This window comes from Leifsonia sp. EB41, assembly GCF_041262565.1.
In the GTDB taxonomy this organism is placed as follows: domain Bacteria; phylum Actinomycetota; class Actinomycetes; order Actinomycetales; family Microbacteriaceae; genus Leifsonia.
Window position 1 is genome coordinate 3,003,989 of sequence record NZ_JBGCCJ010000001.1, and the last position, 24,628, is coordinate 3,028,616.

Below are 24,628 nucleotides of genomic sequence, written 5' to 3' on the forward strand. Positions count from 1 at the left end.
GACCCGACCAGGGGAGCCTAGAGTGAGGGGCGTATGCCTGACTTCCCTCCCGCCTCCCTGTCCGTCGAGCCCGAACCCGTCGTCGTCACGCATGACTCCGGTTCGGGCGCCCCACGGTTCGCCCGCGACGGCATCGTGCAGCGGAAGGGGATGTTCACGCTGGTCTCCGGCCCCTTCACGCCGCGCGAGTCGATGATCGAGGACCTCCTCGCGGTCGCCGACGCGCTGGACGCGGCCGGGCTGGAGTACCTGCTGGTCCGCGGCGACGACAACCGGCCGATCATCGCGATCGACCGCCGACGCCGCAAAGAGACGGCCGTCGCGCTCGCGGCCGCCTTCGCCGACGAGCCGTTCTACGTCCACAGCGTCGACCACGAGGACGACGACCTGCTCGTCGCGGACGGCAGACTCTCCCGCCGCAAGGCGGACGTCCTGCGCCTGTACCGTCCCCGGGTGGAGCCGATCGGGCGGCTGCGCTACGGCGCCGACACCGCGTTCCAGCTGGAGTTCTGGCGGTTCGGCGACGACGAGATCACGGCTCCGCGCCCGAACGCGATCATGCGCCCGCGACTGCCGCGCAGCGAGGCCGTGGAAGCGGAGGTCGAGGTGTACGGCCGCCGCTGGCGCACCCTCCAGCAGATGTTCGACCCGCTGGCGAGCGACGTCGCGTTCGACATCGACATCGTGTTCTCGTGGGTGGACGGCTCCGACGCCGAGTTCCAGCGTCAGCGCGCCGCGCGGATGGCGGCGTACGTCGTCGGCGAGGGCGACGACAACGAGGCGCGGTACCGGCAGATCGACGAGCTCAAGTACGCGCTGCGCAGCGTCCACATGTTCGCGCCCTGGATCCGGAACATCTACATCGCGACCGACTCGCTGGTGCCGGCGTGGCTCGACCCCGAGCACCCGAGCATCCACATCATGCGGAGCGAGGACTTCTTCCCCGACACTTCCGGGCTGCCGACCCACAACTCGCACGCCGTCGAGAGCCAGCTGCACCACATCCCCGGGCTGGCCGAGCACTTCCTGTACTCCAACGACGACATGTTCATCGGCCGCCCGCTCTCGCCCGACATCTTCTTCTCGCCCGGCGGGGTGACCAAGTTCGTGGAGGCCGGCACCCGCATCGGCCTCGGCGAGACCGACCCGGCCCGCAGCGGCTTCGAGAACGCGGCCCGCGTCAACCGGCGGCTGCTGTGGGAGCGGTTCGGCCGCGTGACCACCCGCCACCTGGAGCACTGCGCCGCCCCGCTGCGGATCAGCGTGCTGCAGGAGATGGAGCGGGAGTTCGCGGAGGACTTCCGCCGCACCGCGGCCAGCCCGTTCCGTTCGGCGACGGACATCTCGGTCACCAACTCGCTCTACCACTACTACGGACTGATGACCGGTCGCGCGGTCACCCAGACCCAGGCCAAGGTGCTCTACGTCGAGACCACGCTGCGTCAGGCGCCGGACATGATGCGCCGGCTCCTGAAGAAGCGCGACCAGGACATGTTCTGCCTCAACGACGGCTCACACCCGGAGATCGAGCCGGCCGAGCGCCTGCGGATCGTGACGGACTTCCTGGAGCGGTACTTCCCGTTCCGCGCGCCGTGGGAGCGACCGGCCGAGTAGCGCACGGCGACGATCCCCGCCCCGGTCAGTGCAGGATCGGGATCGGCGTGGTCGGCGGTTGCTCGCCCACCGGCCGGCGCACCGGCCCGGGGATCCGGATGCCGTCGGCGGCCAGGCGGCGCGCCGACTCCTCCGGGTCGATGTAGTCGAGCGCCGGGTACTGGCCGAGCGGGACGACCGAGTGCAGCACGGTGTCCGGGTAGACGTGCACCAGGTTGAAGGCGCGCGCGCCGTCGCGTCCGCGCGTGCCGCCGACCGGGACGTTGAGGTCCTGCGTGTAACAGCTCGCCGAGGCGACGGAGACCGGGATGCGGGCGAACATTGCGGTCGACGAGTAGTGGAGGTGCCCGGCGATGATGGAGCGCACGTCGCTGCCCTCCAGCACCTCGCGGAGCTGCCACTGGTTGCGCAGCTCGACGGAGACGGCGAGGTCGAGCACGCTCGGTACGGGCGGGTGGTGCATCGCGAGGATGGTGCCCTCCGGCGCGGTGGTCGCGAGCTCGGCGGCCAGCCAGTCGAGTTGCGACTCGCTCACGTCGCCGTAGTGGTGCCCCGGCACGGTGGAGTCGAGCGCGATGATCCGCAGGCCGCCGATCCAGTGCACCTCATCGACGGGCGCGGTGCCGCCCGGCTCGTCGCGCAGGGTGCGACGGAAGGCGGAGCGGTCGTCGTGGTTGCCCATCACCCAGATGACGTGCGCGCCCATCCGCGCGGCGACGGGCTCGACCAACGCGCGCAGCCGCGCGTAGGCATCGGGCTGGCCGCGGTCGGCCAGGTCACCGGTGAACACGATCGCCTCCGGACGGCCGCCCGACCCCTCGACCTCCTGCAGCAGAGCCCGGAGATGCTCCTCGCTGTCGACGCTCCCGTACAGTCGCTCACCACCGGCGAGCAGGTGCGTGTCGCTGATGTGGAGCAGGAAGTGGTCCGGCCGCGGATACTCCGCGATTCGCGTCTTCACGCCGCTATCGAACCACTCCCGACTGAACGGCCCGTGAACGTGCCGGGCGTGGCCCGGATGAGAATACGTGCAGGATGCCTGCGCCGCGCGCTCTACGGATTCGCCGGATGGTGGTCGACCTTGATCCAGATCGGTGGATGCGGGCGCCGGCGCTCACGGTAGAGCCGCATCGCGAAGGGCGCCCAGAGGATGATCCCGACCCCCACCCCGACGAGCATGCCGCCGACGGTGTCCAGGATCCAGTGCGCGCCGAGGTAGGTGCGGCTGAGCATCATCAGGAGCGTGTAGACCAGACCCACGATCAGAACCCACCGGCGCCAGAAGATGATCGTGAGCGTCGTCGCGATGAGAGCCGCGGTCGCGCTGTGGCCGGATGGGAACGAGCCGAAGTCGGGCTGGACGAGGATCGCCGTCGGCCGCGGGCGTCCGACGAGGTTCTTGATGACCGTCACGATCACGCCGCTCGTCACGGCGGCGATCACGTAGTACAGGGCGGCCCAGGGGCGGCGCCAGATCAGCAGGCCGGCGATGATGACGAGCGGGACGTAGACGATCGAGCTGATGCCGCCGCCCACCTGATCGAGGACGAGTGCGGGGACCGTCCAGATCGGCGCCCGCAGCCTGACCATCTCGTTCATCCACGCGAGCTCGAAGGGGAACGGCTTGTCGGCCTGCCGGTAGAAGATCACCGTCGCGAGCAGCCCGACGAAGAGGAGCGCCGCCACCCCGGAGACGACCCACCACAGCCGGGCGATCTTGACCTCGGCGGGGGCGTCGCTGGCGACGACCTCCTCGATCGCGTTCGCCGGGCCGCCGCTCGATCCGTGCTGATCGTCGCTCACGATGACTCCTGCCCGGAGGATCGTACCCGGACGGTCCGCCAGGTGTCCACGGCGATCACACCCCCGATCACCACGAGCGAGAGCGACATCGAGGCGAGCACATCGGTCGGCCAGTGGTACCCCAGGTAGACCCGGCAGGCGGCCGTCGCGAGCGCCAGGGCGAACGCGAGGACGACCGCGATGACCGTGTGCACCGGGTTATGGCGGCGCGAGAAGACCAGGTAGGCCGTGATCAGGAGGAAATCGGCCGCACCCATCACATGCCCGGACGGGAACGACGAGGTGTGGTCCACACCGATCAGCATCGAGCTGACGGGTGGCCGGTGCCGGCCGATGACCGGAGCGAGGATCTGGACGGTGGCGACGCCGACGCCCATGCTCACGGCGAGCAGGAGCGGTCGCCACGCGTGCCGCGCCGCTATGCCCCACCACACCACGGTGATGAGGACGACGATCGGCAGCACGATCGGACCGAAGACGGTGGCGACGACAGCCATCACGACGGTCAGTGTGGGTGACCGCATCCCCTCCAGCCAGGCTTGGATCGGCCGGTCGATCGCGGACAGCCCGTCGCTCTCGCGAACCGAGTCCAGGACGACGAGGAACAGGACCAGCCCGACCACCATGAGGACGGCCGAGACGATGTAGAGGTTCCGCCGCGAGGAGGCCGGCACGACCCGCTCCTCGACGAGGAACTTCTCGTGCCATCGTTGACGCGTCCCTGCGCGTCGATCGCTAAGCGCTGAGGTCATCGGAGGCTCGATCCGGCACGTACTTGTACAGTTCGCGCAGCGGCCGCACGTAGTCGTCGGCAGCCGGTCGCTCGGGGAGTTTCAGCTTCTTGGGCTCGATCGTCTCGTACGGGATCTGCGAGAGGAGGTGGCTGATGACATTCAGGCGGGCCGACTTCTTGTCGTCGCTCTCCACCGTCCACCAGGGCGCCTCGGGGATGTCGGTGGCCTTGAACATGTCGTCCTTGGCCTGGGAGTACTCCTCCCAGTGCGTGATCGAGTGGAGGTCGGTCTCGGAGAGCTTCCAGCGGCGCATCGGGTCCTTGAGCCGTTTCTTGAACCGCTTCTGCTGCTCGTCGTCGGAGACCGAGAACCAGTACTTGAAGAGCATCAGGCCGTCCTCGACGAGCAGCCGCTCGAGCGCGGGAGCCTGGCCGAGGAAGGTCTCGTACTGCTCCGGCGTGCAGTAGCCGAGCACGTGCTCGACACCGGCGCGGTTGTACCAGGAGCGGTCCATCAGCACGATCTCGCCCGCCGCGGGAAGCCGCTCGATGTAGCGCTGGAAGTACCACTGGCTCTTCTCGCGCTCGGTGGGGACGCCCAACGCGACGACCCGGGCGGACCGCGGATTGAGGCGCTGGATGATGCGTTTGATCGCCCCGCCCTTGCCCGCGGCGTCCCGTCCCTCGAAGATGACGAGCACGCGGGCCCCGGTCGCGACGACCCACTGCTGCATGGCCACCAGCTCGATCTGAAGCCGCTTCAGCTCGGCCTCGTACTCGGCCGTGCTCGGTCCATCCCCCTTCGATTTCTTCTTCTTCGGAGTGCTCATTTCCCGCCTTCGGTTCGCATGATCGACCGAGCATACGGCGAAGGCGGAGACATTCCCCCGGGGTTGAATGCCCCGCGCATCGTGCTATACGCCGGCTTGCTACCAGGTCGACGGCCTGCAATCAACCCCACGCCGGGGATGCGTGGGAGGACTATCACTGAGCTAGCAGATGTGGATGTTTCGTCCCGAGAAACGGAAAGAGGCTGCGATGACCAGCGCGAAAGCGGAGGGCGCCGAGGCGGGCAAGGCGGACGTGCGCAAGGCGGTCCGCGTCGCCGGCGACAGCAAACTGCTCGAGATCCCCGCTCGGGTCGGGTTCGCCGCGAGCGGGGTGATCCAGGTCCTCCTGGGGGGCCTGGCGATCCAGTTCGGGGCGACGCACGTCGGCGAGGCCGACCAGACCGGCGCTCTCGAAGAGGTGACCAAGGTCCCGGGCGGGTTCATCGTCCTGTGGGTCGCCGCGATCGGCCTGTTCGCGCTCGCGCTCTGGCTGTTGACGGAGGCGATCCTGGTCAGGGGCGGCTCGGGCTCCGCCTGGGCGCGGCGGCTGCAGCACCTGAGCAAAGCGGTGGCCTACGCCGTGTTCGGCTTCACGGCCGTGGCGTTCGCCCAAGGGCATCCGACCCACGCGAGCGACACGACACGTCAGCTCAGCACGGGGATCCTGTCGACCCCCGGCGGCCAGCTGTTGCTCGGCGTGGCGGGACTGGTGGTCTGCGGGGTCGGCGTCTACTTCGTCGTGAAGGGCGTCCGGCGTCGTTTCCGCCGTGACATCCAGGTGCCGTCCGGGACGGCGGGACGCGGTGTCACGATCCTCGGGGTGGTCGGCTACCTCGCGAAAGGCATCGTAGTAGGGGCGGCCGGCGCAGCCTTCATCCTCGCCGCGATCCGCGTCCAGCCCGCGAACGCGACCGGGCTCACGGGCGGACTCGACACGCTGGTGCAGCTTCCGTTCGGAGGGCTCCTCATCGTGGTGCTGGGAGTGGGGCTGATCGCGTCCGGGGTGTACAACGTCGCGCGGGCGTGGCTGGCGCGGTTCTGACCGTCCCGGCCGTGTTGTGCGCTCCACCGCCCGGCAACTATTCTGAGCAGGCCGGGCGTCCGACGCGTGATCGACGCAGCCCCCGAGCGCAGAGCCGGGAGCCAGCATGACAGTCGTGTCCGATCGCGAGGCCGATGCGCGGCGTCGGAACAACGTCGTCGTGTCGGGTTCGGCGGGAGCCCGGCCGATGCTCTTCTCGCACGGCTTCGGCTGCAGCCAGGAGATGTGGCGTGCCGTCGCGGCGGACTTCGAGAAGGACCACGAGGTGGTGCTCTTCGACCTCGTCGGTGCGGGCGACTCCGATCGCGCCGCCTACCAGCGCGCGAAGTACGACTCGCTCAACGGCTACGCCGACGACGTGGTCGAGCTCGTGGAGGCGCTCGACCTCCACGACGTGGTCTTCGTGGGCCATTCGGTGAGCGCGATGATCGGCGTGCTCGCGGCCGTCCGGGCGCCGGAGCGGTTCGGCGCGCTCGTGCTCGTCGGCCCGTCGCCGCGCTACCTCGACGACGACGGCTACGTCGGCGGCTTCTCCACGGCCGACATCGACACCATGCTCGACACCCTCGACCTCAACTATCTGGGCTGGTCGGAGGCGATGGCGCCGGTGATCGCGGGCAACGCCGACCGGCCGGAGGTCGGCCGCGAGCTGACGGAGAGCTTCTGCCGGGTCGATCCGGCCATCGCGCGCCATTTCGCGCGCGTCACGTTCCTCTCGGACAACCGGAGCGACCTCCCGCACGTCACGACGCCGACCCTGGTGCTCCAGTGCACCGACGATCCGATCGCGCCGTTGCCGGTGGGGTCGTACGTCCACGAGCAGATCGCCGGCAGCGAGTTCGTGGTGCTGACGGCCACCGGCCACTGCCCCAACCTCTCCGATCCCGAGCAGGTCTCGGAGGCGATCCGGGCCTACCTCCGATGACGGAGCCCGGACACTTCGACGAGGCCGCGGGCGATTCGTCACTGGTCGACCTGTACGAGAACGCACCGTGCGGCCTCCTCTCGGCACGTGCGGACGGGATCGTCCTCCGCGTGAACGAGACCTTCCTCCGGATGACGGGCCACACCGGCGACCGCGTGGTCGGCCGTCCGCTCGTCGACCTGCTGGACTCGGCAGGCCGCCTCTTCTACGAGACGCGACTCCTGCCCGTCGTCCTGCTCAACGATGAGGCGCGGGAGGTGCAGCTCGCGATCATCGGAGCGGACGGGAGCGCGTCGCCAGCGCTCGTCAACGCCGTCGCGGTCCGGGACGACGACGGCGGGCTCCGCTTCGTGCGGTTCGCGATCTTCGGCGCGACGGGGCGCCGGAGCTACGAGCTCCAGCTTCTGGCCGCCCGCCGGGCGGCCGAGGAGTCGGAGGCGAGGGTGCGGGTCCTCCAGGGCGCCGCCGCGACGTTCAGCCGGCTCGACACCGAGGCGCACGTGAACGAGGTGATCGCCGCCATCTTCCAGGCGGCGTTCGACGCGTCCGATGTCGTCGTCCTCGCCGTGGACCGTCGCGGCTCGCTGGAGCTCACCTCCGGGCCGACACCACTCGACCCGTACCTCGGCGACTCCCCGGAGCGGCCGATCGCGCACGCCGCCGCCCGCGGCGAGAACGTGACCGTCTCGAGCCCGTCCGAGGCCGATGCCCGGTTCCCGGGGTCGGCCGCCGCCATGCGCGCGGCGCGGTTCGGCGCCCTCACGGCGACACCCATGATCCACGACGGCGCCGTGCTGGGCGTCATCTCCTGTCTCTTCCGCCGCGAGCGCGAGTTCGACGAGCGGACCGTCGAACTCCAGGCGGCTCTGGCCCGTCAGGCCGCGCAGGTGCTGGTGCGGCTCCGGCTGCAGCGACAGCTCGAGGCGCTCGCGCTGCGCGACCAGCTCACCGGCCTCGGCAATCGCGTGATGATCGAGGGCGCCATCCAGCAGGCCCTGCACGGCTCCGGGGAGATCCGTCGGCCCGTCGCTCTGATCTTCGTCGACCTCGACGGCTTCAAGGTCATCAACGACGAGCTCGGGCACGGCATCGGCGACGACGTCCTCAAAGAGATCACCCGCCGGATGAGCGCGGCGGTCCGTCACGAGGACACGGTCGGCCGTCTCGGCGGCGACGAGTTCCTCATCGTGTGCGAGGACACCGACGGCGACGACGCGCGTGCGATCGCGGAGCGCGTCTGCGACGTCATCCGCAAGCCTCTCCCGGGCGCCGAGGCCTATCCCGTGACCGCGAGCATCGGAATCGCGGTGAAGGCGGCCGACCGCGACAGCTCGGTCAGCGTCACGACGATGATCGACCTCGCGGACCAGGCGATGTACGCGTCGAAGCAGGCCGGGAAGGACCGGATCACGGTCGTGCTCGCGTAGGGCTCGCGACCTACCCCGCCGTCAGCAGGGAGCCCCCGTCGACGGCGAGGGTGGTCCCGGTGACATAGCCGTTCGTCATCAGGTAGAGGTGCGCCTGGGCGATCTGCTCCGGCTCTCCGATCGCTCCGACGAGCGTCCCCTGGGCGAGGCGGGCGAAGACGGCGTCCCGCTGCGGGGCGGGCACGCGGTCCCACATCGGGGTCCTGACGGCGCCGGCACGGACGGCGTTGACCCGGATCGGGGCGAGCTCGACCGCCAGCCCGCGCACCAGGGCCTCGGCTGCGCCCGCGCCCGCCGCGGCGATTACCGCACCGGGCATCGGACGCTGCCCCACGGTGCCGGTCGTGAGCGAGATCGAGCCTGTCGGTCGCAGGCGGCCGATCGCGTGCTTGATGACGGTGACGGCGCCCCAGAACCGGACGTCGAGGGCCGCGCGGGCAGCCTCCAGGTCGAGTTCCGCGAGCGGACGGGGAGTGAAGTCGTCGCCGGCGGTGAAGACGAGGTGATCCAGGGCCTCGAATCGGTCGAGGACCGTCGCGACCTGGGACTCGTCCCGCACGTCCAGCACCGCGCCTGCGCAGCCGTCGGGCAGGTCGCGGAGTGCCGCGTCGATGTGGGCCTGACTGCTCGACGCGATCGTGACGTGCGCGCCGTCGAGGGCTGCCGCCCGCGCCGTCGCGAGCCCCATGCCGGAGCTGCCTCCGACGACGATGACCTGCTGTCCTGCCATGTTCATGATGCCTCCGACCGAGTGATGTCTCTGTGTGACATGAGAGTAGCATCGATGATGTCTCAGTGCGACATACCCGCTAGAATCGGCCCATGAGCAGATGGGAGCCCGGGGGCGAGGAGCGGCTGCGCGCCGCCGCGATCGAGCTGTTCCTCGAGTTCGGCTACGAGAACGTCACGGTCGCGCAGATCGCGGACCGCGCCGGGCTGACGCGGCGCACGTTCTCGCGCTACTTCGCCGACAAGCGCGACGTGCTCTTCGCCGGCTCCGAACGGCTGCCGGACGCGCTGGCGGAGGCGCTGCGCAGGATGGACCCCTCTGTCGCGCCCTACCCGGCCATGCTCCAGGCTCTCGTCGACGTCGGCGGCGTGCTCGGCGAACGAGTCGCCGAGCACGCCGCAGAGCGCCGCGAGATCATCGCCGGCAGCCCCGAGCTGCAGGAGCGCGGCCAAGCGAAGTTCGCCGCCGCGGCCGCCGCCCTCGCGACCGCTCTGCGGGAGCGGGGCGCCGAACCATCAGCGGCCCAGCTCTTCGCGGACGTCGGGATCGCGATCTTCCGCAGAGGGTTCGAGCAGTGGACCGAGAACGGGCGAGAGGCGGACCTGGCCTCGTGCATCCGGGACGCGGCGGGTCAGCTCGCCGAAGCGGCAGCCGGCGCGGCCTACCCGCCCAGCGCCGCCAGCAGCCCCGCGTAGTCGTCCCCGCACGCCGCGCACCGCTTCAGGTGCAGGGCGACCCCCGGATACCGCGCCGCGGCGTCCCGCCCCGACAGCACGAGCTCGGCGTAGACGTGCATGAGCGACATCGTCTCCGCGCAGCCCGCATCCCGCGGGCCGGTCTCGAGGAAGTCCCCCATCCGGGATCGTGCGCTCATGTCACCTCCTCGCCCTCGTCGTCCAGATAGTGATTAGTGACAAGGTAGCGCCGCAACTTCCTTCTCGCGTCGAAGAGAACCTTGTAGAGCGCCCCACGGGTGGTCCTGCGCGCGACCGCGAGCGCCTCCAGCGGGACGCCCTCCACCACGACGGCGAGCAGCACCTCGCGCTGCTTGCGCGTGAGCACGGTGTCGATGGCGTGCCGCAGCGCCGCCAGCAGCTCTGCCGCCATCCCGGCCTCCTCCGGCGAGATGCCGAGCCGGTCGGGGAGGCGGTCCCAGCCGGTCGCGTCGAGGGAGAGCGTGCGGCGCTGCCAGTAGTGCCGGCCGACCTTGGTCGAGACCTCGAAGATCGCGAAGGTGTACGCCCAGGTCGTGAAGCGGCTCTCGCCGCGGAACTCGTGCAGGCGGCGCAGGACACCGATCACGGCGTCGGCGGCAGCCTGGTGGGCGATGTCGTCCAGCTCGGGTCCGGCGAACGGCAGCGACCCGGACCGGCGGCGGACCTCCCCGCGCGCCACGCGCAGGAGCAGCTCGTAGAGCCGGGCCTCGGCCGTGCGCTGGACGGCGCCGCCGGCGGTCAGGGTCCGGCGCCACTCGTCCGTCTCGGCGCGGTCGTCGTCGGTGGCGCGCCACTGCTCCGCGTCGACACCCATGGGTCGATCGTAGGGCCTCGCGAAAACTTCGCGCCGGGCAGGTAAGCATCCGGCTGCGCACGACACTCACCCCTCGAACGCGCCGTGCCCGGCGCCGAACGGATGGATCGAAGGAGAATCATGAGAACACCACTTCGTCTCGCCCTCGCGTCGGCGGTCGCCGTCGCCGCGACCGCCCTCTTCGCGGGGCCCGCCCTCGCCGCACCCGCGTCGGCCGACAGTGCGCCGGACTCCGCCGCGCACAGCGGGTCGGCCGTGTTCGTCCAGACGGACGGCCTCGCCGGCAACGCCGTGGTCGCCTACGACCGGGCGGGGGACGGCTCGCTCCACCAGGCCGGCACCTACCCGACCGGCGGCCTGGGCGGTGCGCTGGCCGGCTCGGTCGTGGACCACCTCGCGTCGCAGGGGTCGCTCGTCCTCGACCGCGGCCTCCTCTACGCGGTGAACGCGGGCAGCAACACGGTGACGGTCTTCGCGGTCCACGGCGACCAGCTCGTCCGGCGGGAGGTCATCGGCTCCGGCGGCACCTTCCCGGTCAGCGTGACCGCGCACGGCGGCCTCGTCTACGTGCTGAACGCGCGCGCGGGAGGGTCGGTGCAGGGCTTCGTCCGCGTGGCCGACTTCCTGGTCCGCATCCCGGTCTGGAACCGCCCGCTCGGGCTCGACCCGACGCTTACGCCGGAGTTCACGCACACCCCGGGCCAGGTCGCGTTCACGCCGGACGGCTCGAAGGTGGTCGTCACCACCAAGGGCAACAGCAGCGCCATCGACGTGTTCGGCGTCGACCGGCTGGGCGGCCTCTCCGCGCACCTGGTGACGAACGTCGAACCGAACGCGGTGCCGTTCGCCGTGTCGTTCGACGCGGGAGGCAACCTGGTGGTGACCGAGGCGAACACGAACGCCGTCGCCACCTTCGCCATCGCCCCGAGCGGCGCCGTCACCCCGATCGCGAACGCTGCGACCGGTCAGGCCGCGACGTGCTGGATCGTCCGCGACGGCTCGGCGTTCTACGCCTCCAACGCCGCAAGCGCCACGCTCTCCGGCTACCTCGACGCGGGAGCGGGCGGCCTGACGGCGCTCGGGAACACCGCGACCGGCGCGGGGACGGTCGACGCGACCGTGACCGCGGACGGCCGGTACCTCTACGTGCAGACCGGCGCGGCCGGAGTGGTCGACGGGTTCCGGGTCAACCCGGGCGGCGGCCTGACGAGCGTCGGGTCGGTCGTCGTCCCCGGCGCCGTGGGCGGGGAAGGGATCGCCGCGGAGTGACGGCCTCCTGACCGACGCCGCTGCTGTCGCGTGCTACGTGCGCGGCAGCAGCGGCGTCAGCATCTCCAGGACGAGCTGGGCGGAGGTGTTGAAGCGGTCGGTCGGGTCGTGCTCGAGCTCGCTGAGCTGGAGGCCGATCACGCGCTCGGCGGCGAGGGTGCGGGCCGTCGCCACGACGGCGTCGATGGTCAGGCCGTTCGCGACCTGGAAGTCGGTGAGGACGATCCCGGGCTGCAGGACGTCGGCGGAGAAGTGCACGAACACCTCGCGGCCGGCGATCGTCTCCGCCAGCTCCTCCTGCATCCGCGGGCCGGTCGGGATGTTGCGGATCGGGGAGTTGGCGATGACGTGCCGCTCGGCCTGGTCGAGGTCGCGCGCGCCGACCAGCACCACGTTCGAGAGGGCGACGTCGCCGCCGTGCCCGGTCTTCCACAGTCCGGTCGCGCCGCCGAGCGCCATCCCGCTGAGGTCGCCGGTACGGGTGGTCGCAGGCGTGTGCAGGCAGGGGTGAGCGCCCATCCACACGATCGCGGCGTCCGGATGGGCCCGGGCGACGGCCGGGAGGGTGGCGAGGGCGGCCGCGTTCCTGGTCAGGCAGAAGGCGCTGAACGACGCGGACCGCAGGGAGTGCTCCGTCGTGTCCGCCAGCGCGTCCAGCTCCGCACTGGCCTCGTGGAGGGCGGCCCGCCAGCCGAGGCTCTGCGCATGCGTGGTGCCTTCGCCGATCACGCCCACCGTGGCCTCCAGCCGCCGGCCCAGCGCCTTCGCGAGGTCGATGGTGGCCCGCCGTGCGCGGTCGTTGTGGCCGGAGACGGCGTCCACGAACGCGGTGACGGTCGGTCGGGCGGCGTTCGCCCGGCCGGACTCGGGCGTCGCCTCTGCGAGAGGGTTCGCCGGATCATTGTCGACCACGGTGCTCATTTGTCCAGACGCCCTTCGGGTGAAGCGTGTGAGTGCGGGTGAGGACACGATAGCAACTAATAGTTGCTCCCGAGCAAGCACATCTGGACTGAGTCGGAAAATTCCTCTCAGGCGGTGAGCGTGCGCGCCGGCACCGGCCCGCTGGAGGCCCGCACGGTCAGGTGGGTCGGCAGCGTGGCGCTGCGCCGCATCTCCCGTTCGTCGTGGGCGTTGAGGCGGCTGACCAGGATGTCGACCGCGGTGCGGCCGGCGCGCTCGGTGGGCTGGGTGAGCGTCGTCAGCGGCGGGTTGCAGAAGTCCGCGCCGAAGATGTCGTCGCAGCCGACGACGCTCATGTCCTGCGGCACCCGCACGCCGCGCTCGCCGAGCGGTCTCAGCATTCCCATCGCGATGAGGTCGTTGAACGCGATGCAGGCGGTGACGCCGGCCGCGATGGCGGCGTCGGCCGCCGCGGCGCCCGGGTCGTAGCTCGGGAGGAACGGGCCGAGCCGCCGCATCGAGATCCCGTGGCCGGCTGCGGCGCGGGCGAGGGTGCGCCAGCGGGTCTCGTTGGCCCATGATGCGTCAGGGCCGGCGAGGTAGGCGATGTCGCGGTGGCCGAGCGACACCAGGTGCGTGAGCGCCTGCTGGAAACCGGTCGGCGTGTCGATGAAGACGCTGGGGACGCCGCGGGTCTGGCGGTTGATCGCGATGAGCGGCATCTCCTCCGACAGCGCCGTCAGTCGGCGGTCCGTCAGCCGGGAGGCCGCCAGGATGGCTCCGTCGAACGAGCTGCGGAGCTTGCGCAGGATGTCGTCCTCCAGCTCGTCCGACTCTTCCGTGTCCACGAGGATCTGCTGGTAGCCGGCGGCCTTGAGCTGGTGCTGGGTGCCGCGGACGATCCCGAAGTAGAACGGGTTGGTCACGTCGGACACCAGCACCGCGATGGCGCGGGGGCGCCCGGCGGGCAGCGGCCGGACGCGGGACCGCGACCGGTAGCCGAGCTCCGCTGCTGCGCGCTCGATGCGCTCCCGGGTGGCGTCGTTCACGCGGCGGGGCTCCGACAGGGCGCGCGAGACCGTGGACGTCGCGACCCCGCTCAGGGCGGCGATGTCCGCGAGCGTCGGGTTGCGACGCGGGTCCGCCAGGGAATCCATGCCGTCCACGCAACACGCACAGCAAACGGATAGCAATTCGATGCAACGAAATTGCATGCGGAAGCGCACAGAATCCGCTGCGCAGATGCGCGCAGCCCGCGGAGAGGGTCAGCCGGCGGCGACCGGCCCCGTCGACCCGCGGATCACCAGGTGCGTCGGCAGCACCACCCCGGAGCGCGTGACCGGGCTCCCGGCCCTGAGCTGGCCGAGCAGCATGTCCGTCGCCATCCGGCCCGCCTGCTCGATCGGGGAGGACAGCGTCGTGAGCGGCGGGTTGCAGAAGTCCGCGCCGAAGATGTCGTCGCAGCCCACGACGCTGAGCTGGCCGGGCACGTCGATGCCGCGCTCGCGCAGCCGCATCAGCACGCCGATCGCCAGCAGGTCGTTGAAGGCTATCGCCGCCGTCGCGCCGGAGTTGACCAGGGCGTCCGCAGCCGCCGCGCCCGAGCTCTTGCTCGGGTGGTGCGGTCCGTGCCTGCGCACGCTCATCCCGAGTGCCTTCCCGGTCTCCTGCAGCAGCTCCCAGCGGTGGCTGTTCGACCACGACGCGGTCGGCCCCGCGAGGTAGACGATGTCGCGGTGGCCCAGGGAGTACAGGTGCTCCGCGGCCTGCTGGACGCCGTTCGGCGTGTCGATCATGACGGCGGGGACGCCGGGGCTGTCGCGGTTGATGGTCACGAGCGGGAAGCGCTCGGCCGCCTCCGCGAGCTGGTCGTCGGAGAGTCGCGTGGCGGCGAGGATGAAGCCGGCGGCCGAGTGGCCGAAGGTCTCCAGATAGCCGGACTCGAAGTCCGTCACCTCCTCGGTGTCGACCAGCAGGAGCGTGTAGCCCGCTGCACGGAGCTGCTGCTGCGTGCTCCGGATCAGGCCGAAGAAGAACGGGTTCGTGATGTCCGGGATGAGCAGCGCGACGGCGCGCGGGCCGGACTGCGGGTCGGGGGCGGCCGGGGCCGTGTAGCCGAGCTGGTTGGCGGCCGCCTCGATGCGATGCCGGGTGCGCGGGCTCACCCGCTCCGGCTGCGAGAGCGCGCGGGAGACGGTGGAGGTCGCGACGCCGCTGAGGGCGGCGATGTCCGCCAGGGTGGGCGCACGCCTGCTGAGTGCTCCCGTTGGCAACTTTTGCATTTCTTGCCTTCCGTTGTGCAACGAGGTTAGCGTCAACGCCGTCCTCCTGGCTCGCACCGTCCGGAGATTCCGATTGAACTCAATGAGGAGCAACGTGAAGAAATCGACAATCCGCCTGCTGGGGGCAGCCGCCGTCATCTCGGTCGCCGCTCTCGGTCTCACCGCCTGCGGTGGCAGCGGAAGCAGCAGCTCGTCGACCGGCTCGGCCGTCGACGGCAAGGGCAAGACCCTCGACGTCCTGGTCGGGGCCAACGCGCAGCACGCCGACGCCCTCCGCGCGTGGCAGGCCAAGATCGCCGCCGCGATGAAGAAGCAGACCGGCGCCGACGTCAAGTTCGAGACGTTCGCCTCCGCGAACGACGAGCTCACCAAGATCCAGACCTCTGTCGTGTCCGGCCAGGGTCCAGACGTCTACACGATCGGCACCACGTTCACGCCGACCGCCTACTCGACCGGCGCCTTCGTCAAGCTCGACGGTGCGATGTGGGACAAGGTCGGCGGCAAGAGCCGCTTCGTCCCCGCCTCGCTCGGCATCTCGGGTCCCGATTCGAAGGACCAGATCGGCGTCCCGTTCGCCAGCCGCCCCTACGTGCTCGCCTACAACACCGACATGTTCAAGGCCGCCGGGCTGACCAAGCCGGCGTCGACCTGGGACGGCCTCCTCGCGCAGGCCAAGAAGCTCACCGGCAACGGCGTCTACGGCTTCTCGACGGGCTACGCCGACGGCTACACCCCGTGGAAGTACGCCTGGACCTTCGCCAACGAGTACGGCACGCCGCTGGTCTCGGGCAAGAAGGCGAACCTCGACAGCCCGGCCGTCAAGAAGGGCATGGCGGCCTACTTCGGCTGGCTGAACAAGGACAAGGTCGTCAACCCGGCCGCCGCCGGCTGGAAGGACACCGACGCTGCAGCGAACTTCGCCTCGGGCAAGTCGGCCATGATGCTGATGACCACCGCGTCCGTGGCCAACACCCTCGACGCCTCGCCGGTCAAGGGCCACTACGCCTTCGCCGTCATGCCGACCGTCCCGCCGGGTGAGAGCACCGCGCCGAGCCACTCGATCCCGTCGACCTCGATCATCTCGGGCGACAACCTCGTCATCGCGTCGTACTCGAAGAACCAGGACCTCGCGGCCGCCTACGTCAAGCTGGTCACGAGCGAGGACTTCCAGCTCTACTACCACCAGAACTTCGGCGACCTCCCGACCAACCAGGCCGCCGCCACCAAGATCGAGTCGGCCGACAAGACGCTGGCCCCGATCCTCGACTCCGGGGCGCACTCGAAGAGCACGCCGTTCACGGGAGCGTGGGGCGACATCCAGCTCGCGCTGACCAACGTCGTGGTGCAGGCCCGGCCGCAGCTCGCCGGCTCCGGCGTCACCGACTCCTGGCTCTCCTCCGCCCTCGCCAAGGCCCAGCAGGACGCGCAGTCCTCCCTCGATCGGGCATCGGCCGGCAAATGACGCTCGCAGTGAGGAAAGCGACGGCGCCCGCCCGACGGAGGTCCCTCACGAAGCAGGGGAGGCCGCTGTGGATGCTCGCACCCGGCGGCCTCCTGATCGGCCTGATCATCGTCATCCCGCTCATCCTGGGCGTCTACATCGCCCTGCTCGAGCTGGACCAGTACACGATCCGGTCGTGGATCTCCGCCCCGTTCATCGGGTTGCAGAACATCGTGGAGGCGTTCACCAAGACCGACCTCCTGCACGCGTTCGGCAACACGGTCGGGTTCGCGGTCATCTCGACCGTCATCTCGGTCCCGATCGGCGTGTTCGCGGCACTCGCGACGCAGAACCGGTACCGCGGCCGCGGCGTGGTGCGCTCGCTGTTCCTGATCCCGTACATCCTCCCGGCGTTCGTGGTCGGAACGTTCTGGCGCACCATGCTGCAGCCCGACGGCATCGTCAACAAGGCGCTGGAGGGCGCGGGGATGCCGGCCGTGCAGTGGCTGAACGGCCCGGCCAGCTACTGGGTGCTGATCCTGGTGGAGGTGTGGTCCGCGTGGCCGTTCATCTACCTGATGGCGCTCTCCGGCCTCCAGTCGGTCGACCACGAGGTCCACGAGGCCTCGGCGCTGGACGGCGCGCTCTGGTGGGCGAAGCTCCGCTACGTGATCTTCCCCTACCTGCGCGGCCCGGTCGCGCTGGCCTGCCTGATCGCGACGCTGCACCACATGAACAACTTCTCGCTGGCGTTCCTGCTGTTCGGCGTCCCCGCGCCGTTCGACGTGCAGGTGCTGCCCACGCTCGTGTACAGCATGAGCTTCACGAGTCTGCGGTTCGGGATGGGCGCCGCGATGGCGCTGATCTCCCTGCTGCTCATCGCCATCCCGCTGTTCTTCTACCTGCGCGCGGTCAGACTCGACACGGGCGCGGACTCAGGAGGTCGCACGTGACCGTCCCCGCCACTGACGTGGAGCGCGAGCAGCTCCTCGACACCGCTCCGTCCCTCGCCGCCGCGCCCACGCCGCGCACGCCGAAGGGCAAGCCGGAGCGCCGTGCCGCCGAGGTGACGCGCTTGCTGCCGACGCCCGTCCTGGTGATCGGCACCGCCGTCATCCTCGCCGCGATCGCCGTCCCGCTGCTCTACATCGTGTTCGCCTCGATGAACTCCGACGTGGAGGTCGCGCGCGGCGCGTACTTCCCGACCCAGTTCACCCTCGCGAACTACACGAAGATCTGGGACACCCTCCCGCTGGCGAACGGCCTGTTCAACAGCATCACCATCGCGGGTGCGGTCGCCGTCGTGGCCTCCGCGCTCGGCATCGTCACCGCCTACGTGCTCGTGCGCTTCGAGTTCCTCGGCCGGCTGACGATCCTCCGCGGCCTGATCGGCCTGCAGAGCGTGCCGGGCACCCTCCTGCTGCTGCCGGTGTTCGTGGTGTTCGCCTCGGCGGGCAACTACCTCGGCATCACGGTCATCGGCACGAGCTGGGGGCTGTTCCTGGCCTACCTGACCTTCGCACTGCCGTTCGCGACGTGGGTGCTGGTCACCTACCTCCGCGGGCTGCCGCGCGAGCTCGAGGAGGCGGCCCGGATCGACGGCGCTTCCGCTGTCGGGGTGCTCGTGCGGATCATCGTGCCGCTGAGCTGGCCCGGGCTGGTCGTCTCCGGCGTCTTCTCGTTCCTGCTCGGCTGGAACGACGTCCTCTTCGCGTCGGTGCTCACCCGCCCCGACACCCAGACCGCCGCGGTGGTGCTGCAGATCTTCGGCGCCTCCGCGGAAGGCGGGTCCCTTCCCCTCTACGGACAGATGATGGCCGCCTCGCTCGTCTGCGCGGTCCCCGTCGTCGTGCTCTACCTCGTCTTCCAGCGGTTCCTCGTCGGAGGTCTCACCGCCGGAAGCGTCAAGTAACCGAATCGCTACGAAACACAAGGGATATGAACGTGTCACAGTCGCAATGGATCCTCTCCGGCTTCGGAGACGAGATCAGCCCGGACCCCGAGGTCCAGATCGCCGTGCTCCAGGCGCTCGGAGCCACGCACATCGAGGTGCGCAGCGCGTGGGGCACCAACATCGTCGACCTCACCGATGAGGAGCTCGCCCGCCTCGACGGCATCCTGCGCGAGCACGGGATGGGCGTCTCGGCCATCGCGTCGCCGATCGGCAAGGTCGACGTCGCCGAGCCGGTGGAGTACGAGGTCGGGCGTCTGGCCCGCGCCATCCGTGCCGCCGAGGTGCTCGGCGCCCGCTACATCCGGATCTTCTCGTTCTACCGCGCGGAGGACCAGACGCCGGAGGACATCCGCGACGCGGTCATGGAGCGCATGACCGCCCTGGCCGACCTCGCCGCCGCGAGCGGTGTCATCCTCGTGCACGAGAACGAGAAGGAGATCTACGGCGACACCCCGGAGCGCGTCCTCGACATCATCGAGACCGTCGGCTCGCCGGCACTCCGCGTGGCGTGGGACTCGGCCAACTTCGTGCAGGTCGGCGTCAAGCCGTTCACCAGCGCGTACGCGTCGCTGCGCCCGCACCTGGAGTACTTCCAGGTCAAGGACGCCCGCTCGGCCGACGGGGCCGTCATGCCCGCCGGTGAGGGCGACGGCGAGCTCGCCGAGACCATCGCCGCGCTGCGCGAGGACGGGTTCGAGGGCTTCTTCTCTCTCGAACCGCACCTGGCCAACGCCCACCACCTGGGCGGCTTCAGCGGCCCGTTCGCGTTCGGGGTCGCCGGGCGTGCCTTCGGCCGCGTCCTCGCCGAGGCGGGGGTGACGGCACAGTGAGCGGAGAGCACACTCGCGTGGAGCGCCTGCGCGTCGCCGTCGTCGGCTGCGGCGTCATCGGCTCCCAGCACGCCGAGGTCGTCGTCGGCACGGAGGACCTCGAGCTCGTCGCGCTCGTCGACGTCGTGGAGTCCAGGGCCCTGAGCCTCGCCGACAAGGTCGAGACCGTGCTGGGCGCCGCGCGCCCGCAGGTCTACACCTCGATCGCGGACGCGCTCGGCGCCGCCGACCTCGACCTCGTCGCCGTCTGCACGCCGAGCGGCGCCCACGCGGCCGTCGCCGTGGCCGCGCTGAACGCCGGCACGCACGTCATCATCGAGAAGCCGATCGACGTCAGCCTGACCAACGCGCGCCTCGTGCAGGACGCCGCGGACGCGGCCCGCGAGCGCGGCCAGGTCACCTCGATCATCAGCCAGCACCGCTTCGACGCGGGCAGCGTCGCCGTGTCCGACGCCATCGCGGCCGGCCGGTTCGGCACGATCACCTCCGGCAGCGCCGCCGTCTCCTGGTGGCGCTCGCAGAGCTACTACGACTCCGGCGAGTGGCGCGGCACCTGGGAGCTCGACGGCGGCGGCGCCGTGATGAACCAGGGCGTGCACAGCGTCGACCTGCTGCTCTGGTTCCTCGGGACGCCGGTGGAGGTCTACGCCCAGACCGCCCTCCTCGCCCACGAGAACATGGAGGTCGAGGACACGGCCGTCGCGACGGTGCGCTTCGAGTCGGGCGCGCTCGCCGTCGTCCACGCGACCACCGCGGCGTACCCCGGCCTCTCCGCGCGCCTCCAGGTGCACGGCTCGGCGGGCTCGGCCATCATCGACAACGACCGGCTGCTCTACTTCTACACGGCCGACGCCGACCCGGAGGCCGCCGACAACCACTACGGCATCGGCGGCACCCGCAACCAGGCCGCCCACGAGGTGGGCTCGGCCGACGCGAGCGAGAACACCCGCGGCTCGGACGACCTCCAGACCGCGCACGCCAAGCAGTACCTGGACGTCCTGCACAGCATCCGCACCGGCGCCGACCCCGTCGTGGGCGTGCGGGAGGCGACGACCGCGCTGGCCGTGGTCCGCGCGCTGTACGTCTCGGCGACGCTGGGCAAGCCGATCCGGATCGCCGACGTGCTGGACGGCGAGTACGACGAGGTCGTGCTGGTCACCGGCGGAACGGCCGTGCTGCAGTGACCCAGGGCCTCGACCCGGACCGCCTGTTTCCGGCGGACCCGGAGACCCGCTCGATCGCCCGCGACCTGTTCGCGGCGGTCGAGCGCCATCCGATCATCTCGCCGCACGGCCACGTCGACCCGGCGCTCCTGGTCGAGGACCGGGCCTTCCCCGACCCCGCCGACCTGCTGGTGCGCTACGACCACTACGTGACGCGGCTGCTGCACGCGGACGGCGTCCCGCTCGGCGAGCTCGGCATCCCGCGAGCGGACGGTGCGCCCGTCGCGCCGCCGCGCGAGGTCTGGCGCGCGCTGTGCAGCCGGTGGCGCCTGTTCGCCGGCACGGCCTCCGGGTACTGGCTGCGCAGCGAGCTGGCCGAGCTGTTCGGGATCGCGGAGGAGCCGGACGCGGAGAACGCCGACGCGCTGTTCGACCGGATCCAGGCGACGCTCGCGACGGACGGCTTCCGTCCCCGCGCGCTGTTCGACCGGTTCGGCATCGAGGTGATGGCCACCACGGACGACCCGATGGACGACCTGGCCGCGCACGAGACGCTGGCCGCGGACCCGACGTTCACCGGCCGGGTGGTCCCCACCTTCCGCCCTGATGCGTACCTCAACCCGCTCGCGCCGGGGTTCGCCGACCGCATCGGCCGCCTGGCCGAGTGGAACGGCACCGCGGCCTCCAGCTTCTCCGGCTATCTGGAGGCGCTCGCGGGCCGCCGGCGCTACTTCGTGGAGCACGGCGCCGTCTCGGCGGACCACGGCGTGCTCCAGCCGCTGACGGTCGACCTGGAGGCCGCGGAGGCCGCTGCGCTGTTCGAGCGCGCGCTGCGCGGCGACCTGTCCCCGGCGGAGGCGGCGGTCTTCCAGGGCCACATGCTGCTGCAGATGGCCCGGATGAGCGTCGAGGACGGGCTGGTCATGACGGTCCACCCCGGCGTGCTCCGCAACCACCACACCGCGACCTTCGAGGGGTTCGGCCCGGACACCGGGCACGACATCCCCGTCACGACGCGGTACACGGAGGGGCTTCGGCCGCTGCTGGAGAAGTACGGCGACACCCCCGGCTTCCACCTGGTGCTGTTCACGGTCGACGAGTCGACCGCGTCGCGAGAGCTGGCGCCGCTGGCCGGGTTCTACCCGTCCGTGTTCATCGGCGCGCCGTGGTGGTTCCTCGACGCCCCCGACGCGGTGCTGCGGTTCCGCGCGGCGACGACGGAGACGGCCGGCTTCTACCGCGGATCCGGCTTCATCGACGACACACGCGCGTTCCTCTCCATCCCGGCACGGCACGACATGTCGCGCCGGCTGGACGCGGCGTTCCTGAGCCGTCTGGTGCGCGAGGGCCGCGTCGAGCGCGCGGCGGCCGAGCGCATCATCGCGGACCTGGTGACGACCCAGCCGCGGCGGGTGTTCAAGCTGTGAGCAGCTACAGCGGAACCTTGACCCGGCTCTCCCGCGCGACGTTCGACGCAACGCAGGGCTTCGTCCGGCGGGTCCCGGAGGTGCGGATCGTGCACCTCGGGCTGGGCGCGTTCCACCGGGCGCACCAGGCCTGGTACACCGCCGCGGTCGACCCGGACGGCCGGTGGGGCATCTCGGCGTTCACCGGACGCAGCGCCGCCGCCGCCCCCGAGCTGGCGCCGCAGGACGGCCTCTTCACCCTCGTCGTGCGCTCGCCCGACGAGGACGAGGTCTCCATCGTGCGCAGCATCGCCGAAGCGTCGGACGGGGCGGACCTGGCCCGGCTGGTCTCGCGCATCCGTGCGCCGCGCACAGCGATCGTCACGCTCACGATCACGGAACCCGGCTACCGGCTCACGCCCGATGGCCGCCCTCGCCTCGACGACGGGGCGGTCGTGGCCGACATCGAACGACTGCGCCAGGCGTTCGCGTCCGGCGACGACCTGGCCCGGGTGGTCGATGGGCCGGTCACCGCGCTCGGCCGGCTGCTGCTGGCCCTCGAAGCCCGGCGGCGAGCGGGATCGGGCCCGCTCGCCGTCGTCCCCTGCGACAACATCGCCGGCAACGGCCCGTTCGTGGCCCGAGGGCTGGACGCGCTGGCGCGGCAGGTGAGCGACGAGACCGCCGACTGGATCGCCGCGTCCGTGTCGTTCGTCTCGACCTCCGTGGACCGGATCACGCCGCGGACCACCGAGGAGGACATCCTCGGCGCGTCCTGGGTCACCGGCTGGGACGACCGCGCGGTCGTCGTCACCGAGCCCTTCGCGGACTGGGTGCTGAGCGGCGACTTCCCGGCCGGACGGCCCGCCTGGGAGGAGGCCGGCGCGACGTTCGTGGACGACATCGAGCCGTTCGAGCAGCGCAAGCTGCGCCTGCTGAACGGCGCGCACAGCCTGCTCGCGTACGCGGGCCTCTCCCGCGGCTACCGCACGGTGGCGCAGGCCGTCGCCGACCCGTCGCTGCGTGCGCGGGTGGAGGCGTACTGGAACGAGTCGGTGCGGCACCTCCCCGCCGAGGGATTGGACCTCCGACGCTACCGTGACGCGTTGATCGAGCGGTTCGCGAACGCCCGCATCGAGCACAACCTCGAGCAGATCGCCGCGGAGGCGGTGGCCAAACTGCGGGTGCGCATCGTGGGCACCCTGCTCGCCGAGCGCGCGGCGGGCCGGGACGGCTCCGGGTGCGTGTACCCGCTCGCCGCCTGGGTGGCGCTCGCCAGGGCCGGTCGCGCGTTGGTCGACGCGGAGTCCGCCGCGATCGCCGAGGCCCGCGCGTCCGTCGACGCGACCGCCCGCCTGCTCGCCCTGATCGACCCGCGCCTGGCGGCCGATCACGACATCGTGGCCGCGGTGGACGCCGTCAGAGCCGCATCATTCCACCGAGGAGCACACCTATGAGAATCACTGCTGCAGACGTCCTGGTCTCCAGCCCGGGCCGCAACTTCGTGACCCTGCGGATCACGACCGAGGACGGTCACACCGGTCTCGGCGACGCGACGCTGAACGGGCGCGAGCTCGCCGTCGCCGCCTATCTGAGCGAGCACGTGGTCCCGCTGCTGATCGGCCGGGACGCACACCGGATCGAGGACACCTGGCAGTACCTCTACAAGGGCGCCTACTGGCGGCGCGGACCCGTGACGATGGCCTCCATCGCCGCGGTTGACACGGCGCTATGGGACATCAAGGCCAAGGTGGCCGGGCTGCCGCTCTACCAGCTCCTGGGCGGCAAGAGCAGGGTGGGGACGCTCTGCTACGGGCACGCGTCCGGCGCCGAGCTGCCGGAGCTGTTCGACTCCATCCGCGCCCACCTGGACCAGGGCTACCGCGCGATCCGCATCCAGACCGGCATCCCCGGGCTGTCCTCGGTCTACGGGGTGGCCTCCTCGGCGAACGCCGGCGCGGGCGCGGGTGGGACGACCTCCCGGTACGACCACGAGCCCGCGCGCCGCAGTGCGGTGCCCGTGGAGGAGCAGTGGGACACCCGCGCCTACCTGCGCCACATCCCGACCGTCTTCGAGGCGGTGCGCAACGAGTTCGGTCCGGAGCTGCCGCTGCTGCACGACGCGCACCACCGGCTCACACCGATCCAGGCGGCCAAGCTGGGGAAGTCGCTGGAGCCGTACGACCTGTTCTGGCTGGAGGACGTGACTCCTGCCGAGAACCAGGCGGTGCTGCGCCGGGTGCGGGAGCACACGACGACGCCGCTGGCGATCGGCGAGGTGTTCAACACCATCCACGACTACCGGGAGCTGTTCGAGGAGCAGCTCATCGACTACGTGCGCTCGCCAGTCACCCACGCCGGCGGCATCACCGGCCTGCGGCGGATCTTCGACTATGCGTCGGTCTACCAGATCAAGTCGGGCGTGCACGGGCCGACGGACGTGTCCCCGGTCGGGCTCGCTGCCGCGGTCCACTTGGGCATCGCGATCCCGAACTTCGGCATCCAGGAGTACATGAAGCACAGCGCCGACACGCACGAGGTCTTCCGCCCGGCCTACACGTTCGAGGACGGCATGCTGATCCCGGGCGAGACCCCCGGCCTCGGCGTCGACTACGACGACGTCGTCGCCGACTCCTTCCCGTACCAGCCCGCGTACCTCCCCGTGAACCGCCTCCTCGACGGCTCCATGCACGACTGGTGACCCCACCAACAATTCCGGAGTTGTGCACGCTGAGGACCGGCGTGTCGC

The 24,628-nt window shown here is 70.9% G+C and carries 24 protein-coding genes; 14 read left to right on the top strand and 10 right to left on the bottom strand.

Annotated elements, in window-relative coordinates:
* Positions 1-33 precede the first annotated feature (33 nt).
* Positions 34-1,614, top strand: a complete 1,581-nt coding sequence (locus tag ABH923_RS14920) for a stealth family protein (protein ID WP_370056174.1) — start codon at positions 34-36, stop codon at positions 1,612-1,614.
* Positions 1,615-1,639: 25 nt separating this feature from the next.
* Here the strand turns inward: ABH923_RS14920 and ABH923_RS14925 are convergent, their stop codons facing one another.
* The 4 genes from ABH923_RS14925 to ppk2 form a co-directional block, all read right to left on the bottom strand.
* The gene (locus tag ABH923_RS14925) at positions 1,640-2,575 is read right to left on the bottom strand and encodes a phosphodiesterase (protein WP_370056175.1); all 936 of its coding nucleotides are present in this window, start codon (positions 2,573-2,575) and stop codon (positions 1,640-1,642) included.
* Between the two features lie 92 nt (positions 2,576-2,667).
* The gene (locus tag ABH923_RS14930) at positions 2,668-3,417 is read right to left on the bottom strand and encodes a phosphatase PAP2 family protein (RefSeq protein ID WP_370056176.1); all 750 of its coding nucleotides are present in this window, start codon (positions 3,415-3,417) and stop codon (positions 2,668-2,670) included.
* Entirely contained in the window at positions 3,414-4,169 is a 756-nt protein-coding gene (locus ABH923_RS14935; protein ID WP_370056177.1) for a phosphatase PAP2 family protein, read from the bottom strand. The genes ABH923_RS14930 and ABH923_RS14935 overlap by 4 nt, the downstream gene beginning before the upstream one ends.
* Positions 4,153-4,980, bottom strand: a complete 828-nt coding sequence (gene ppk2, locus ABH923_RS14940; RefSeq protein ID WP_370056178.1) for a polyphosphate kinase 2 — start codon at positions 4,978-4,980, stop codon at positions 4,153-4,155. Before ppk2 ends, ABH923_RS14935 begins: the two co-directional genes overlap by 17 nt.
* Positions 4,981-5,188: 208 nt before the next feature.
* Here ppk2 and ABH923_RS14945 point away from each other — a divergent pair, with 208 nt between their 5' ends.
* The 3 genes from ABH923_RS14945 to ABH923_RS14955 all read left to right on the top strand — a co-directional run bounded on the left by ABH923_RS14945 (position 5,189) and on the right by ABH923_RS14955 (position 8,374).
* Positions 5,189-6,022 (top strand): DUF1206 domain-containing protein, encoded by an 834-nt coding sequence (locus ABH923_RS14945; RefSeq protein ID WP_370056179.1) that lies wholly within the window; start codon positions 5,189-5,191, stop codon positions 6,020-6,022.
* A gap of 106 nt (positions 6,023-6,128) precedes the next feature.
* Entirely contained in the window at positions 6,129-6,947 is an 819-nt protein-coding gene (locus ABH923_RS14950; protein ID WP_370056180.1) for an alpha/beta fold hydrolase, read from the top strand.
* Positions 6,944-8,374: a diguanylate cyclase gene (locus tag ABH923_RS14955; RefSeq protein ID WP_370056181.1), complete on the top strand. Its 1,431-nt coding sequence runs from the start codon at positions 6,944-6,946 to the stop codon at positions 8,372-8,374. The genes ABH923_RS14950 and ABH923_RS14955 overlap by 4 nt, the downstream gene beginning before the upstream one ends.
* A gap of 10 nt (positions 8,375-8,384) precedes the next feature.
* On the opposite strand, the gene ABH923_RS14960 is transcribed toward ABH923_RS14955, so the two are convergent.
* A complete protein-coding gene (locus ABH923_RS14960; RefSeq protein ID WP_370056182.1) occupies positions 8,385-9,110 on the bottom strand; it encodes an SDR family oxidoreductase in 726 nt (241 codons plus the stop codon).
* An 86-nt stretch (positions 9,111-9,196) separates the two neighbouring features.
* Here ABH923_RS14960 and ABH923_RS14965 point away from each other — a divergent pair, with 86 nt between their 5' ends.
* Positions 9,197-9,799, top strand: coding sequence for a TetR family transcriptional regulator (locus ABH923_RS14965; protein ID WP_370056183.1), 603 nt, complete (start codon positions 9,197-9,199; stop codon positions 9,797-9,799).
* Here the strand turns inward: ABH923_RS14965 and ABH923_RS14970 are convergent.
* Together ABH923_RS14970 and ABH923_RS14975 are read right to left on the bottom strand one after the other, a co-directional pair.
* Positions 9,766-9,978, bottom strand: coding sequence for a hypothetical protein (locus tag ABH923_RS14970; protein ID WP_370056184.1), 213 nt, complete (start codon positions 9,976-9,978; stop codon positions 9,766-9,768). The genes ABH923_RS14965 and ABH923_RS14970 overlap by 34 nt on opposite strands.
* Positions 9,975-10,634, bottom strand: coding sequence for a sigma-70 family RNA polymerase sigma factor (locus ABH923_RS14975; RefSeq protein WP_370056185.1), 660 nt, complete (start codon positions 10,632-10,634; stop codon positions 9,975-9,977). The genes ABH923_RS14970 and ABH923_RS14975 overlap by 4 nt, the downstream gene beginning before the upstream one ends.
* Before the next feature lie 120 nt (positions 10,635-10,754).
* On the opposite strand from ABH923_RS14975, the gene ABH923_RS14980 reads away from it, so the two are divergent.
* Complete coding sequence (locus tag ABH923_RS14980) at positions 10,755-11,903, top strand: lactonase family protein (RefSeq protein WP_370056186.1); 1,149 nt, start codon at positions 10,755-10,757, stop codon at positions 11,901-11,903.
* Positions 11,904-11,936: 33 nt separating this feature from the next.
* On the opposite strand, the gene ABH923_RS14985 is transcribed toward ABH923_RS14980, so the two are convergent.
* From ABH923_RS14985 to ABH923_RS14995, 3 genes are all read right to left on the bottom strand, one after another.
* Positions 11,937-12,824: an arginase family protein gene (locus ABH923_RS14985; RefSeq protein ID WP_370056187.1), complete on the bottom strand. Its 888-nt coding sequence runs from the start codon at positions 12,822-12,824 to the stop codon at positions 11,937-11,939.
* A gap of 107 nt (positions 12,825-12,931) precedes the next feature.
* Positions 12,932-13,960: a LacI family DNA-binding transcriptional regulator gene (locus ABH923_RS14990; RefSeq protein ID WP_370056188.1), complete on the bottom strand. Its 1,029-nt coding sequence runs from the start codon at positions 13,958-13,960 to the stop codon at positions 12,932-12,934.
* A 108-nt stretch (positions 13,961-14,068) separates the two neighbouring features.
* Positions 14,069-15,085, bottom strand: coding sequence for a LacI family DNA-binding transcriptional regulator (locus tag ABH923_RS14995; protein WP_370056189.1), 1,017 nt, complete (start codon positions 15,083-15,085; stop codon positions 14,069-14,071).
* 82 nt (positions 15,086-15,167) lie between these two features.
* Between ABH923_RS14995 and ABH923_RS15000 the strand changes: the two genes are divergently transcribed.
* From ABH923_RS15000 to manD, 8 genes are all read left to right on the top strand, one after another.
* Positions 15,168-16,547 carry an ABC transporter substrate-binding protein gene (locus ABH923_RS15000; RefSeq protein WP_370056190.1) on the top strand — a complete coding sequence of 460 codons (1,380 nt, stop codon included), beginning with the start codon at positions 15,168-15,170 and terminating at the stop codon, positions 16,545-16,547.
* Complete coding sequence (locus tag ABH923_RS15005; RefSeq protein ID WP_370056191.1) at positions 16,544-17,479, top strand: carbohydrate ABC transporter permease; 936 nt, start codon at positions 16,544-16,546, stop codon at positions 17,477-17,479. Before ABH923_RS15000 ends, ABH923_RS15005 begins: the two co-directional genes overlap by 4 nt.
* Before the next feature lie 113 nt (positions 17,480-17,592).
* Positions 17,593-18,438 carry a carbohydrate ABC transporter permease gene (locus ABH923_RS15010; RefSeq protein WP_370057375.1) on the top strand — a complete coding sequence of 282 codons (846 nt, stop codon included), beginning with the start codon at positions 17,593-17,595 and terminating at the stop codon, positions 18,436-18,438.
* Positions 18,439-18,464: 26 nt separating this feature from the next.
* Complete coding sequence (locus ABH923_RS15015) at positions 18,465-19,310, top strand: sugar phosphate isomerase/epimerase family protein (protein ID WP_370056192.1); 846 nt, start codon at positions 18,465-18,467, stop codon at positions 19,308-19,310.
* Positions 19,307-20,494: a Gfo/Idh/MocA family protein gene (locus ABH923_RS15020; protein ID WP_370056193.1), complete on the top strand. Its 1,188-nt coding sequence runs from the start codon at positions 19,307-19,309 to the stop codon at positions 20,492-20,494. The genes ABH923_RS15015 and ABH923_RS15020 overlap by 4 nt, the downstream gene beginning before the upstream one ends.
* A complete protein-coding gene (gene uxaC, locus ABH923_RS15025) occupies positions 20,491-21,900 on the top strand; it encodes a glucuronate isomerase (RefSeq protein WP_370056194.1) in 1,410 nt (469 codons plus the stop codon). Before ABH923_RS15020 ends, uxaC begins: the two co-directional genes overlap by 4 nt.
* A 17-nt stretch (positions 21,901-21,917) precedes the next feature.
* Positions 21,918-23,336: a mannitol dehydrogenase family protein gene (locus ABH923_RS15030; protein ID WP_370056196.1), complete on the top strand. Its 1,419-nt coding sequence runs from the start codon at positions 21,918-21,920 to the stop codon at positions 23,334-23,336.
* Positions 23,333-24,580: a D-mannonate dehydratase ManD gene (gene manD, locus ABH923_RS15035; RefSeq protein ID WP_370056197.1), complete on the top strand. Its 1,248-nt coding sequence runs from the start codon at positions 23,333-23,335 to the stop codon at positions 24,578-24,580. The genes ABH923_RS15030 and manD overlap by 4 nt, the downstream gene beginning before the upstream one ends.
* Positions 24,581-24,628: the final 48 nt, after the last annotated feature.